Origin of the sequence: Reichenbachiella sp. MALMAid0571, assembly GCF_040151475.1 — a bacterium.
Taxonomy (GTDB): Bacteria; Bacteroidota; Bacteroidia; order Cytophagales; family Cyclobacteriaceae; genus CAXBNB01.
On record NZ_JBDKWG010000139.1, the window covers coordinates 84253 to 97507 of the forward strand.

12 protein-coding genes are annotated in these 13255 nt (G+C 38.0%); 7 read left to right on the top strand and 5 right to left on the bottom strand.

Going from position 1 to position 13255, the window contains the following annotated elements; all coding sequences use genetic code 11:
- The first annotated feature begins 16 nt into the window (after nucleotides 1–16).
- Nucleotides 17–787 carry a crotonase/enoyl-CoA hydratase family protein gene (locus AAOP42_RS15390; RefSeq protein ID WP_349529433.1) on the top strand — a complete coding sequence of 257 codons (771 nt, stop codon included), beginning with the start codon at nucleotides 17–19 and terminating at the stop codon, nucleotides 785–787.
- A gap of 123 nt (nucleotides 788–910) precedes the next feature.
- A complete protein-coding gene (locus tag AAOP42_RS15395) occupies nucleotides 911–2488 on the top strand; it encodes an FG-GAP repeat domain-containing protein (protein ID WP_349529434.1) in 1578 nt (525 codons plus the stop codon).
- Nucleotides 2489–2552: 64 nt separating this feature from the next.
- Here the strand turns inward: AAOP42_RS15395 and AAOP42_RS15400 are convergent, their stop codons facing one another.
- Both AAOP42_RS15400 and AAOP42_RS15405 read right to left on the bottom strand, forming a co-directional pair.
- The gene (locus AAOP42_RS15400; protein WP_349529435.1) at nucleotides 2553–3260 is read right to left on the bottom strand and encodes a tetratricopeptide repeat protein; all 708 of its coding nucleotides are present in this window, start codon (nucleotides 3258–3260) and stop codon (nucleotides 2553–2555) included.
- A 40-nt stretch (nucleotides 3261–3300) separates the two neighbouring features.
- Complete coding sequence (locus AAOP42_RS15405; RefSeq protein WP_349529436.1) at nucleotides 3301–4728, bottom strand: CCA tRNA nucleotidyltransferase; 1428 nt, start codon at nucleotides 4726–4728, stop codon at nucleotides 3301–3303.
- Nucleotides 4729–4877: 149 nt separating this feature from the next.
- On the opposite strand from AAOP42_RS15405, the gene pafA reads away from it, so the two are divergent.
- Nucleotides 4878–6524, top strand: coding sequence for an alkaline phosphatase PafA (gene pafA, locus AAOP42_RS15410; RefSeq protein ID WP_349529437.1), 1647 nt, complete (start codon nucleotides 4878–4880; stop codon nucleotides 6522–6524).
- On the opposite strand, the gene idi is transcribed toward pafA, so the two are convergent.
- On the bottom strand, nucleotides 6518–7039 hold the full coding sequence (idi, locus tag AAOP42_RS15415; RefSeq protein ID WP_349529438.1) for an isopentenyl-diphosphate Delta-isomerase: 522 nt from the start codon (nucleotides 7037–7039) through the stop codon (nucleotides 6518–6520). The two genes, pafA and idi, sit on opposite strands and share 7 nt — an antisense overlap.
- A 242-nt stretch (nucleotides 7040–7281) precedes the next feature.
- Here idi and AAOP42_RS15420 point away from each other — a divergent pair, with 242 nt between their 5' ends.
- From AAOP42_RS15420 to AAOP42_RS15435, 4 genes are all read left to right on the top strand, one after another.
- Nucleotides 7282–9654 (top strand): penicillin acylase family protein, encoded by a 2373-nt coding sequence (locus tag AAOP42_RS15420; RefSeq protein WP_349529439.1) that lies wholly within the window; start codon nucleotides 7282–7284, stop codon nucleotides 9652–9654.
- Nucleotides 9655–9656: 2 nt separating this feature from the next.
- Nucleotides 9657–10028 (top strand): hypothetical protein, encoded by a 372-nt coding sequence (locus AAOP42_RS15425; protein WP_349529440.1) that lies wholly within the window; start codon nucleotides 9657–9659, stop codon nucleotides 10026–10028.
- 132 nt (nucleotides 10029–10160) lie between these two features.
- Nucleotides 10161–10460 carry a hypothetical protein gene (locus tag AAOP42_RS15430; RefSeq protein ID WP_349529441.1) on the top strand — a complete coding sequence of 100 codons (300 nt, stop codon included), beginning with the start codon at nucleotides 10161–10163 and terminating at the stop codon, nucleotides 10458–10460.
- 88 nt (nucleotides 10461–10548) lie between these two features.
- Nucleotides 10549–11289: an acyl-[acyl-carrier-protein] thioesterase gene (locus tag AAOP42_RS15435; protein ID WP_349529442.1), complete on the top strand. Its 741-nt coding sequence runs from the start codon at nucleotides 10549–10551 to the stop codon at nucleotides 11287–11289.
- 97 nt (nucleotides 11290–11386) lie between these two features.
- On the opposite strand, the gene AAOP42_RS15440 is transcribed toward AAOP42_RS15435, so the two are convergent.
- Both AAOP42_RS15440 and AAOP42_RS15445 read right to left on the bottom strand, forming a co-directional pair.
- Nucleotides 11387–12214 carry an alpha/beta hydrolase gene (locus AAOP42_RS15440; RefSeq protein WP_349529443.1) on the bottom strand — a complete coding sequence of 276 codons (828 nt, stop codon included), beginning with the start codon at nucleotides 12212–12214 and terminating at the stop codon, nucleotides 11387–11389.
- Between the two features lie 111 nt (nucleotides 12215–12325).
- A complete protein-coding gene (locus AAOP42_RS15445; RefSeq protein WP_349529444.1) occupies nucleotides 12326–13225 on the bottom strand; it encodes a phytanoyl-CoA dioxygenase family protein in 900 nt (299 codons plus the stop codon).
- Nucleotides 13226–13255 lie beyond the last annotated feature (30 nt).

The following is a 13255-nucleotide window of genomic DNA, read 5'->3' on the forward strand; positions in this document are numbered from 1 at the left end:
CATTAAAAAATAATATATGGATTTCATCAAAACAAAGGTAAAAGACCATCTTTTGCTAATAGAACTCAACCGCAATGACAAAATGAATGCCTTTACCTTCCAAATGCTTCAGGAATTAGCTCAGGCATACACCATACTGGAAGATGACAAAAACTTACGATGTGGTTTTTTATTTTCTAAAGGACAACATTTCACGGCAGGACTTGACCTAGCTGATGTAGCCACCCATATTGGCAAAGGTGCTACTTTGTTTGGAAATGAAACAGTTGACCCGGTACAACTCACTGGCAGAAAAAGAACCAAACCTATGGTAGTAGTTGTACAAGGGTATTCCCTTACCATTGCTATAGAATTAATATTAGCCAGTGATATATGTATTGCCGGGAAAGAAACCAAATTTGGACAAATAGAGATCAAACGAGGTATCTTTCCTTTCGGAGGAGCCACCATCCGGTTTGCCCAAAGATGTGGCTGGGGCAATGCCATGCGTTACCTGCTTACTGGCGACACATTTGATGAAAATGAGGCTTTAAGAATTGGTTTGGTACAGGAAGTATCCGACACTCCTTATGAAACAGGACTAAATGTTGCCAAATCCATCGCCAAACAAGCTCCTCTTGGAGTACAAGCCACATTGATCAACGCAACCAAAACTTTCGAACAGGGCTATGAAGCAGCCAAAGCAGACCTGATGCCTCTGTTGCACAAATTGATGCATTCCAAAGATGCCCAGGAAGGCATTCAGTCGTTTCTAGAAAGAAGAGAAGCAAAATTTACAGGGGACTGATATTGAAATTTAATATTAATAAACCTTCTTTGTCAGATCGAAGGAAGAAAAGTTCTTCTTGTAAATGGGAAAAACCTTTCTCAGTTCAACCGACAACAAAATTATAGATATAGCCTTTTTGGTATGAAGCAATTGATTCTGTGGTGTATTACCGTTTGTTTGTTTTTTTCTTGTTCGGAAAAGAAAAAGACTGGCAAACCAGAGATAAAAGAAATACCTGCTTCAGTGCTTACGGGATCAGAACTCGCAAAAATGCATTGCGGAAGATGTCACGGTTTTGTGAAACCGGAATTACTTCCAAAATCAAGTTGGAAAAAAGACGTGCTACCTGCTATGGGGCATAGATTGGGCATTTTCAAAGGAAATCACCAACCGGACAGCCTGTTTGACCGTGGCATTGGTGGGATGTTAATCAGGAAAGCCAACATCTTTCCCGAACAGCCGATGATGGCTAAATCCGACTGGAAGAAAATAGTAGATTTTTACCTGAAAAATGCTCCTGACACCATCCTGCCTCCAAAGCGAGAAAAAAGCATAAAAATGGGTTTGAAGCATTTTAAATACAAAGAAACAGCCTATTCTCACAGACCTCCACTAACGGCTATGGTCAGAATACTTCCCAACAAAAGAGGTGTTGTATATAGTGATGGCAAACAAGACAAAAATAGTTTGACTTTCCTGACTCCCAATCTTGAGCTTGATTACAATCTGGTATTCAACACAACACCCATACATTATTATGAAAAGTCTGATACAGTGTATCTCACTACAGCTGGAAAAAGTATTTTTCCACATGATGCTCCAGAGGGTGCATTGCAAAAAATATATAAGAAAGAAGTTGGGCAAAATTACAATATCGCCAATACTATCATTTCAAATTTACAACGACCTGTATTTATGGCTTATGGCGACTTGAACAATGATGGAAGAGAAGACATTGTTGCATGCGAGTATGGAAACCACACAGGAAAATTGGTTTGGTTTGAGAACAAAGGAAGGGATAAATATGCTGTCAAGCTGCTATCCAGCAAGCCCGGCGCAATCAAAGCCATCATTAAAGATGTAAACAAAGACGGCTTGAATGACATTCTGGTACTTATGTCTCAGGGAGATGAAGGTGTTTTCTTATACGAAAACAAGGGCAATGGGGCATTCAAAGCGAAAAGATTGTTGTCATTCCTTCCCCTTTACGGATCGCAGAATATTGAGCTTGCCGATTTCAATGGCGATGGACATGATGACCTCATTTACGTCTGTGGAGACAATGCCGATCAAACACCTATTTTGAAAAAATATCACGGCGTTTACATTTACCAGAACGATGGTCAATTCAATTTCAAAGAATCTTTTTTCTATCCGCTCAATGGCGCATATAAAGCCATACCAGCAGATTATGATCTTGATGGTGATTTGGATATTGCGGTAATCTCATTTTTTCCGGATTACTACAGCTACCCCGAAGAAAGCTTTATTTACCTCGAAAATAAAGGGGGGGTAGTATTTGATGACTACTCTTTTCCGGAAGCCACCAGAGGCAGATGGATAGTAATGGATGCAGGAGACATTGATGAAGATGGCGACATTGATCTGGCTCTTGGCTCTTTTGTGTATTTTCTGGCTCAGGGCGACACGACCGGACTAGGCAAAGAATGGTTATCTACAGGGCCATCGGTAGTAGTGTTGGAAAATACTACACACTAACTTATGCTTTATATTTCCCGTAAGATTAAATTAGTTTTTCTTTGAAAAAAAGCGTTCTTATTGGTTATTTACCTGCATCACTTAGATTTTTCTGAGCTACTTCAAATCCCGGAGAATCTTTTAAAGCTTCCAGATAAAGTTCTTTGGCTTTGGCTACATCACCTTCACTTTTAGCAATTAAGCCTTTGAGATTTAGGAGGGCAGCTTTCATGGTTACTTGCTGTTGTGTTTTGTCAGCTTTAGGGAAATATAGTTTTTGCTCAGCAATGTCAGATCTGTTTAAGAGGATTTCAGTAGAAGCAAGGGACTCTTTGTATCTTTTTAGCTCAAACTGGAGAAATGCCACGCGGTATAGGGTAGTGGTATTGTCATTTTTCAGAAACAATGTTTCATATTGAGCGAGTGCCTGATCTTTTATGCCCAGGTTTTCATAAGAAACGGCTGACAATTCAAGTGCCAATTCATTGTCTGGGTTTATTTTTAAGTTTTCTTTTGTAACCAGTGCTACAGAAATCCACTTTTGGTTGTCATAATAATTCAAAGCTAATGAATCCAAAATACCTGTTTTATTTGGAGCAACCATTAGAAGGTGATAAAGGGCCATTCTGGTCACAGCCGGATCACTGAATTGAGTAGAAAGGTTGTAAATACCTGCATAAAGGTTGAAAAAACCATCAGTTTGGGTAGTGTCAGCAGGTGCTTCCTGTGCGTAAGAAAGGTTATTGAACATTCCGCATATAGCGAAAACTAATATTAATAAAATCCTTTTCATTATAGTATGTTAATATGTTAGTTTTGTTTTTGGCGCAAACTTAGTTATCTAAATGCTTAAAAACCAATCCGCGTTGCTTGCCAAGTTTTATCATTAAGTCTTTTGCCTCATTGTATTCATTTGCAATATCTCCTTCGAGTATGGCTTCTCTGATCTCATTTTTAATTTCTCCCACCATTTTTCCGGCAGGAAGGTCAAATGCCTGCATAATAATTTCGCCCGATATTGGCGGCTGAAAGTTTCTCAACTGATCTTTTTCTTCCAGATCCTGTAGTTTTTTTTCTACTTTCTTAAAGTTGCTAAGGTAGCGTTGAACTTTGTTATGGTTTTTAGAAGTAATATCAGCATTGCATAATGTCATCAAATCATCTACATCGTCACCTGCTTCAAAAAGCAACCTGCGTATGGCCGAATCAGTTATTTCATCTTTGACCAGAGCAATTGGTCTCAGGTGAAGCCTGACTAGTTTCTGTACATACTTCATTTTCTCATTCATGGGCAGCTTCATCTTCCTGAATATCTTTGGCACCATGCGGGCACCACGATCTTCGTGTCCATGAAATGTCCATCCCACTTTGTTATTGAACTTTTTAGTAGCTGGTTTGGCTATATCATGAAGAATGGCAGACCACCTGAGCCATAAGTTTTCTGTGTTTTGTGATATGTTGTCAAGTACCTGTAACGTATGGTAAAAATTATCTTTGTGCGACTTGCCATTCTTTATTTCCACACCATGTAGCTCTACCATTTCTGGAAAAATCAATTTTAAAAGCCCTGATTGAAATAATAGGTTGAAGCCATAACCGGGAGTCGGGGATAAAATGATTTTATTCAACTCATCAATAATTCTTTCTGCGGAAACTATTTTTATTCTTTCAGCTTGGGTCGTTATGGAATGGAAAGTGTCTGCATCGATATCAAAACTAAGCTGGCTTGCAAATCGAATTGCGCGCATCATTCTCAATGGATCGTCAGAAAAAGTGATGTCAGGGTCGAGTGGTGTCTTAATAATTCTATTTTTGAGGTGTTCCACTCCTCCAAACGGATCGATTAATTCACCATAGTTTTCTTCGTTGATACTAACGGCAAGAGCATTTATGGTAAAGTCTCTTCGGTTTTGATCTTCCTCCAGGCTTCCGTCTTCTACAATGGGCTTGCGAGAATCACTTCGGTAAGATTCTTTTCTGGCACCCACAAACTCAATATCATGCCCTTTGTGTTTTACCAGAGCAGTTCCAAAGTTCTTATAAACCGCCAGGCCTGTATGTTTTCCCAATGCTTCTGCTGTCGCTTTAGCGAGTTCTATTCCACTTCCCACGCATACAAAATCGACATCTTTTGAGTTTCTTTCCAGGAGTATATCCCTTACAAAACCACCGATTACATAAGTTTCACAGTCAAGCTGTTTTGATGCTTCTTTTACGGCATCAAATATAAGTTCTGGTTTTAAGTGTTTGGATAGATTCAAGTGATAGCCTTTGGTATAAAATTTGGTTCAAAATTAGAAAATATAAAACACTCTTTACTGATAATTATATGTTGATTGTTTCTGAAAAGTGAAATCAATATGATTATGAAATATAAGTATTGACATATATTTACCTCAAAATTTATAAAATGAAAAAAAACATAATACTCTTATTTTTCTTGGCCTCTTTTGGTTGTGGTACTCATTCGGATATTGACAGGCCTAAACTTGTAGTAGGCATAGTTGTAGATCAAATGCGTCAAGAATACCTCTACAGGTTTTATAACAAATTTGGTGATGGGGGCTTTAAAAGATTAATGGATAAAGGGTTTATGGTAAAGAATGCTCATTATAATTATATTCCAACGAAGACTGGTCCTGGACATACCTCTGTATATACTGGTACTACACCAAGGGTTCATGGAGTGATTGGTAATGACTGGTATGTGAAAGGATCTGGAGGAAGTATGTATTGTGCAGGAGATTCTACTGAGCAAGCTGTAGGAGGAAGCCCTGAAGCAGGAAAAATATCAGCCAGAAATATGCTTTCCACAACCATTACAGACGAATTGGGGCAGTTTTTTCAAAACAGGTCAAAAATAGTAGGTATATCCATAAAAGATCGGGGTGCGGCACTTCCGGCTGGTCATCATCCAACAGGTGCATATTGGTATGATGGCAAAACAGGTGAGTTTATGTCTAGTACTTACTATATGGATAAATTACCTGATTGGGTAAATGACTTCAATAATCAAAAATGGGTAGAAAAATATATGTCTCAAAGTTGGGAGACATCATATCCTATAGAACAGTATGTAGAATCAGGGCCGGATGACCGCCCGGGTGAAAGAAAATTTGGAGATAGACAATCGGCTACCTTTCCTTATGATTTGAAAGAGATGTCAAAAGAAGTAAATCCTGCTTCACTTATTCGTTCTACCCCTTTTGGTAATTCAATATTGAAAGAGATGGCATTGGCAACTATCAAAGGAGAGTCAATGGGGCAAGATGACATCACGGATTTTCTGGCTGTTAGTTTTTCATCCACTGATTATGTCGGACACGCATTTGGCCCTTATTCGAAAGAAGTAGAAGATACATACATTAAGCTTGACAAAGATTTGGAAGAGTTGTTTAAATACCTTGATGAAAAAGTTGGGGCTTACCAATACAATGTATTTTTAACGGCTGATCATGCGGTGGCAGAAATTCCATTGACGCTAAAAAACCAGAAATACCCTGCTGATTACTTTGACTTTGGCGTTGCAAAAAAGGGCCTTTCGGAAGTCTTGTTGGAATCATTTGGGAAAGACAATCTTATTTCTACATATAGCAATGATCAAATATTTCTGAATAAGAAATTGATCAAAGAATCATCAATAGATGAAAGGAAAGTGAAAAAGGTGATAGTTGATTTTTTTAATGGAAATTATGGAATAGCAGCAGCTTATGATAGTGAATTCATCAACAACTACTCAGGTTCTAACAAAGATGTTCAGATGTTGGCTGCCGGATTCAATGCTCATAGGTCTGGTGATGTTCTTTTGACTTTAAATCCAGGTTGGTTAAGTGGTGATGGTGTGAACCCTCAGGGTACGACTCACGGTTCTCATTATACATATGATACTCATGTGCCTATGCTTTTTTATGGAAAAAGCATCAATGCCGGTAGTACTGTGGAATATCATACTATCACAGATTTGGCACCAACTATATCGATGTTATTGAATATTAAATTGCCAAGTGGTGCTACAGGTCAGCCGATAGAGGAAGTTTTTGAGGGTAGGGTTCAGTAAGCCTTTTCGAGGTATTGAGTGGCTACCCTGTCTAAAATTAATTTGAACCAAAAGGTGTAATCCTCAGGGTTGGAGTTTATATCAGACTTTAAAACATCAAGATTGATATATTTCCATTCGGATACTTCTTCAGCGTTTGGTATTGGAGCTTCATTGTGCTTTCCTATAAAGACATGATCCAATTCATTTTCGGTCAAACCGTTTTCAAGTTCAGCTTTATAATGAAAACTGAAACACCACTTTAAATCTGTATTCAATCCCATTTCTTCCTGCAACCGGCGAGAGGCAGCAGCTTTGGTGTCTTCTCCTGCTCTGGGATGGCTACAGCAGGTATTGGTCCATAGACCCGCAGAATGGTACTTGTTGAGAGCTCTTTTTTGTAGCAGCAGTTCATTTTGATCATTGAAAATAAAAACGGAGATAGCCCTGTGCAACAATCCGGATTTATGGGCTTCAAGTTTTTCCATTGAGCCGGTTTCCACATCTTTATTATTTACCAAAATCACTTTTTCCATGGTGCCGCTATTTTTATCTCTTTCTAAATTTTGTAAAATTAAGTGTTAGTTTCATTCTTCATGGTTTTAATAGTTCATTTTTTATAGGCAAATAACAAAATGACTTTAGGCCGTTTATTCTAATCTTTTATTGTACAATAGTTCAATCTGCTATAACTTCGGGGCAGTTTAACCTGAATCACGTCCTCCATTCGATGAAAATCGCTCGCTTTATATTTTCACTGCTCATCACACTGTCTCTTTTGTACTTTTTAAATAAAAGTATTGACGGCAAACCTCCTATTGGAAAGTTTGTCAACCCTTTCAGTGGGTTCTGGCAGAATGGCCAAAAAGAAGCATTAGAGTTGAGTGATGAGTTGAGGCTGAAAGGGCTAAAGGATAAAGTAATTGTCAAATTTGATGAACAGTATTATCCTCATATTTTTGCTGGTAACGATCATGACTTGTATTATACTCAAGGGTATGTAACTGCACGGGACAGGCTTTGGCAAATGGAATTTCAGTTGTTGGCTGCTGCCGGACGAATATCTGAAATTATAGGAAAAAAGGCATTGGATTTTGACAGAGGCCGCAGAAGGATTGGCTTGCTGTATGGTGCCAGGAGAATGTTGGAACAAGCGGAAAAAAGCCCGAAAAGCTTTCAGGCCTTACAAGCATATACTGACGGTATCAATGCATACATCAACCAATTGGATTATTCCAGTTATCCAATCGAATACAAGTTACTCGATTACAAACCTGAACCCTGGGAGAACCTGAAGTCTTGTTTGTTTTTAAAGCTCATGGAAAACGATCTTTCTCGTTTTGAAGCTGATCTTGAAAATACAAATGCACTAAAACTCTTTGGACGTGAAGATTTTGATTTTTTGTTTCCCGAGCGTCATCCGGATTTAGATCCTATTATACCTAAAGAAATCAAGTGGGACTTTGTGCCGATTGAAGTAGAAAAACCGGAAGTGGATTTTGTAGAATTTTTAACTGAAAAAACCATTGAAAAACCTGATCCAAGAAATGGATCAAACAGCTTTGTAGTTTCCGGTAAAAAGACTGCCAATGGAAAAGTGATACTGGCCAATGAAATGGATTTGCAACTAAGATTACCTTCTGTTTGGTACATTTTGCAGCTTCATGCACCCGATATCAATGTATTTGGAAGCTCTATGCCCGGAGCACCGGGAGTCATAGCCGGTTTTAACGATTCGATTGCCTGGGGTGAAACCAACGCAAAAAGAGATGTGGTAGATTGGTATTACACAGAGTTTAAAAATTCCAGGAGAGAAGAATACAAATACGACGACAAATGGCTCAAAACCCAGAAAATAGTTGAAGAATTTAAAATAAAAGGGGAGATGCCATTTTACGATACCATTGTCTATACACATTATGGACCAGTTACGTATGATCGTAATTTTTTGGGAGATGGTGATAGAATAAACTACTCGATGAAGTGGACAGCTCATGAGGGCTCTGATGAATACCTTACTTTTTATGAACTAAACAGGGCTCGGAATTATGATGATTTTGTCAAGGCAACAGACTACTACGATGGCCCACCTCAGAACTTTTCTTTTGCATCTGCATCAGGTGAAATAGCAATAAGGATCAATGGAAAATTTCCCGTAAAGTGGCAGGAGCAGGGGAAATTTCTCTTGGATGGGAGGAAGTCGTCGCATGAATGGCAGGCAATTATTCCCAAAAGTCAGAACATGGTGGTAAGAAATCCAGAAAGTGGATTTGTGAGTTCTGCCAATCAGCATCCTGCTGATATTTCGTATCCATATTATACCTTCGATGCATATTATGAATACTATAGAAACAGAAGAATAAATGACAGACTCAAATCGCTTGGAAATATTCGTCCCGCAGATATGATGCGTCTTCAAAATGATAACTATAATTATCGGGCATTGGAAAGTTTGCCTGTGATGTTGGATAGTCTGGATACAGCCAAACTAAACAATACGCAGTTGAAAGCATTTATGATGCTGCGTAAATGGGATTATTTCAATAGTCCTGATCAAATAGCACCTTCTATTTATCAGGCATGGTGGGATGCTTTTTACGCTTTGGTATGGGATGAATTTGAGGATAAGAAAGTGAGTTTGATAAAGCCAAATGTTTACAATACTATTTATATCCTGAATAACTATCCCGACAATAAATATTTTGATAAAGTAAATACAACCAAAGTTGAGGACTCAAAAGATTTGATCAACGAAGCATTTTATATTGGCCTGGATTCATTGGATGCCTGGAAAACCAGAAATGAAAAAGACTATGTATGGTTTGAATATAAAAACACAAGTGTAAACCATATACTCGATTTGAAGCCATTTTCAAGGGGAGGAGTGAAAGTAGGAGGAGGTAAAAATATAGTAAATGCTACGAGTGCCAAACATGGCCCGTCCTGGAGGATGATTGTTGAACTAGGCAAAGACAAGGTGCAGGGATGGGGAGTTTATCCGGGTAGTCAGACCGGAAACCCTGGCAATCCGGCTTATGGGCAGCTGATTGATCCCTGGGCCAAAGGGGAATATTTTCCTTTGATATTTTTGAAGTCAGTGAATGAAGCTCATAATAGTTTAATTTTTACGCAAACAATTTCTCCTAAATAGATATGATATTTATTTTAAGGTTGATTCTTATATCGGTTTCGTGTTTTGCAGTAGGTACAATTATGCCTTGGTGGTCAGTGATTCTATGTTCGGTTATTGTTTCATTTTTCTTGCCCGGTCATAATTTTAATGCTTTTTTAAGTGGATTTCTTGGAGTAGGTTTACTTTGGATGGTAATGGCTTGGAAGTTTGATATGGAGTCAGGGTCTAATATGTCAAATAAAATGACAGAGTTGTTTAAAATCGATGATCCAATATTGTTGATTGTAGGGACAGGGGTGATAGGAGCATTAGCTGGTGGATTTGCTGCATTTACAGGCAATAGTTTTCGTCAGATATTTATCAAGAAAAAGAAACCATCATTTTACAGTTAAAATCTGTTTGAGAGTGGATTAAATTAGTCATGAGAAAAATAATTACTGAATTATTAATCATTATTCCTAATAAGTTTGATAAAATGATATGTTATCTTAATTTTGCGCACTGAATTTTAATACTATAATAAGATGGCTGTTACAAGACTAAAAAGAAAGGATAGAAGAAATAAAGCGGTTGCTAAGAATAAAGTTGCAAGAATCCAGCAATTGTGTTCAAAGCCTGTCATCAAGAATGTGGATGTTGAGGCTATAGCTGCAAGTTTTTCTGCTGCTACCAAAAAAACAAAACCTGCCGAGAAAAAAGCAGAAGAGCCTGAAGAAGAAGTAGTTGCTGAGACAGCTGTTGTAGAAGAAGCAAAAGAAGCCAAGCCGAAAAAAGCACTTAAAGCTAAAAAGACAGAAGCTGAAGGAACAGAAGAAGAAAAATAAGACATACATATCTTAAAATATTGAAAAGCAAGGTTTATACCTTGCTTTTTTTGTTTGTCCACTTATTGCATTAATTTCCATCACTGATATGGAAGAGTCAGTATTTTTCGATTCATTTAAAGTAAAAGCAAGCGAAACAGATGCTTCTAAAAGTATTAAAGTGCCAAGCTTGCTGGGGTACATGCAAGAGGCTGCCTGGACAAATGCAACCAAACTGGGCTTTTCCACTTACGACATGCTCAAAGAAGGTATTACCTGGGTAGTTAACCGTATGTATGTAGAATTTTTGGAATTGCCCTCTTATCCACAAGTTTTAAAAATCGAAACCTGGCCATCTGATTTGGATAAGTATTTTGCTTATCGTGATTTCAGGGTATTTGATGAAAGCAGCAACTTGCTGGTTCAGGCAACTTCTAACTGGTTGGTGCTGGATATCAATACCAGAAAGTTGATTACCATTCCTGATCACATAAAGAATGCCCGTTTTTCTGTGAATAGAGGTGGGATGGACAAGATTCAGGGAAAATGTACTTTTGATCAGATTAAAATCGAAAATGAAATACCTATACGTGTCAGTTGGTTTGACCTGGATGTGAACAATCATGTAAACAATACCAAATATTTTCAATGGATATTGGATTCTTTAGATCAACATGTTTTAGAAAAAAAGAAACCCAAATCGGTCGATATTACTTTTAAAGCGGAGGCAGGCTATGGAGATGAAATCGTTTCTCAATCTTATGAGATTGACGAAAACTCTTATGCTCATCAAATCATCAACCAATCTACGGGTAAAGTGTTGGTGGTTGCCAGGAGTGTTTTTGAGTGACACAATCACATCAGCAAACGGGTGTGCTGTAGGTTAGTGTTTAACTACAAAACCTTCAAACAGGACATTCTAAACTATGATAATACAAGCAGGACTTTCATTCACTTTGTTTGTTTGATTTGAAAAAACCTTCGAAGAACAAGAGCTGGTATTTGATAGAATTAGTCCAATACTCCCAGTTGTGTTTGCCCGGCCGTTCCGTATAATCATGGGGAATGTTTCTTTCGATTAATTTTTGGTGCATTCTTTTGTTGGCATCATAGAAAAAATCGTCAACACCACAATCAAATATTAGCTTTAGATTTTTTCCGTCGAGTAAATGCACCAGATTAATCACAGTGTTTTCCTCCCAAACATCTTTGTTTTCGGAATATGTACCCAGACGTTTAGAAATGTCCCAGTTTCTTGGGAATGGAAGTATATCCAACCCTCCGCTCATGCTTCCTGCAGCTCCCCAAAGGCCTGAGTGCTTAAAAGCAAGATAGAATGCTCCGTGTCCACCCATACTCAGTCCGGTAATTGCTCTGCCATTTTTGTTGGCCAGAGTATTGTATTTTTTGTCAACAACTGCAATCAATTCTTTTGAAACGTATGTTTCATATTGCATTGTCTTGTCTATAGGGCTATCAAAGTACCAACTGGTAACTGCTCCGTCGGGACAAACAATGATAAGGTTGTGCTGATCAGCATAATTGATTATTTCAGGAACTTTAGATGACCAATCCAGATGATTTCCGCCAGCACCATGAAGTAAATAGATCACAGGGAATCTTTCTTTTTGAGAACTGTAAGTGTCTGGAGTGATCACCAGATTAGAGATTGATTTATTCATGGATTTACTTTCGACAATCACGGTATCCACCTTTGATGCAAAGGCATTAATTACATTTGTGATGATAAAAAACAATACCAGTTTTAGTTTCATAAAATTTGGGGATTACTTTAAAAGTTGGTTTTATTATTTTTCAAAGATACTGTTATCTATCCATACTTCATGAAAGGTTGGATAGTCTTCTAATTTGAATTAAGGGTGGTTTTAAGAGATATGATCCGGATCAAACAACAATGGAAAATATTGACCGTCCATTTTATTTCCTTTTTGGATAGGAGGAACCCCAGCCAGCATTTCTTCATTGGAATTGGATATAGTACCGTCTGCAAATACATTGAGTACAAATGCCCTTCTGGATTGATTAGATTTGTTTTCGTATGATCCATGTACCATTAAGGGGTGATGAAAAGAGCCATAGCCTCTTGGCATTTCAATGCTTACTTTTTTGTCATATTCTTTTTTTTGGCTTTCGGTCAGCAAATCTTTAAGACTATCCATGTTGCCAGCCAAACCGATTTTATCCAATAAATTCCATTTATGGCTTTTAGGAATATAATTGAGACACCCATTGTCAACAGTGGCATCATCCAAGCCCACCCAGCAGGTGAGGTGTTGCATCGGTATGGTTCTTGTCCAGTAGCTGTAGTCCTGATGCCAGGCTACCACTCCACCATGCTTTGCCGGTTTGCAGAATAACTGATCGTGCCAAAACCGAACCGCTTTATTCCCAAGTAATTGACAAGCAGCTACTACAAATCTGGGATTCCAAAGAACATCGTGAAAACCTTCCGTAATTCTCCAATGTCCAAGTGAATGAAAAAGAACGGCATTGGGATCTTCTGATTCATTGCTGTTAAATTCGTAAAACAGGTCATTTTTGGGATGAGAAGGATCGGTTATTTCAGCCAGCTCTTTGTTTAGTGTGTCAATCTGATCATCTTCCAAAATTTTAATGTTGTGTAAGTACCCGTTTTCTTTAAAAAAGTCCACCTGCTCATCAGATAATTTATATTCCTCCCAAGCTTCTTTCGCTGATATTTTTTGGAAAATACCTGAAATCATGTCGGAGTATTGAGAAAAGTCTCTATGTAGGTTGCTTGTCATCGAATTGTGATTTAAATAAAAAGATAAAAT

Coding starts and splice junctions, on each gene's coding strand:
- AAOP42_RS15400 (WP_349529435.1), bottom strand. CDS start 3,260: ATGAAAAGGATTTTATTAATATTAGTTTTCGCTATATGCGGAATGTTC.
- AAOP42_RS15445 (WP_349529444.1), bottom strand. CDS start 13,225: ATGACAAGCAACCTACATAGAGACTTTTCTCAATACTCCGACATGATT.
- pafA (WP_349529437.1), top strand. CDS start 4,878: ATGAAAAAAAACATAATACTCTTATTTTTCTTGGCCTCTTTTGGTTGT.
- AAOP42_RS15390 (WP_349529433.1), top strand. CDS start 17: ATGGATTTCATCAAAACAAAGGTAAAAGACCATCTTTTGCTAATAGAA.
- idi (WP_349529438.1), bottom strand. CDS start 7,039: ATGGAAAAAGTGATTTTGGTAAATAATAAAGATGTGGAAACCGGCTCA.
- AAOP42_RS15435 (WP_349529442.1), top strand. CDS start 10,549: ATGGAAGAGTCAGTATTTTTCGATTCATTTAAAGTAAAAGCAAGCGAA.
- AAOP42_RS15440 (WP_349529443.1), bottom strand. CDS start 12,214: ATGAAACTAAAACTGGTATTGTTTTTTATCATCACAAATGTAATTAAT.
- AAOP42_RS15395 (WP_349529434.1), top strand. CDS start 911: ATGAAGCAATTGATTCTGTGGTGTATTACCGTTTGTTTGTTTTTTTCT.
- AAOP42_RS15425 (WP_349529440.1), top strand. CDS start 9,657: ATGATATTTATTTTAAGGTTGATTCTTATATCGGTTTCGTGTTTTGCA.
- AAOP42_RS15430 (WP_349529441.1), top strand. CDS start 10,161: ATGGCTGTTACAAGACTAAAAAGAAAGGATAGAAGAAATAAAGCGGTT.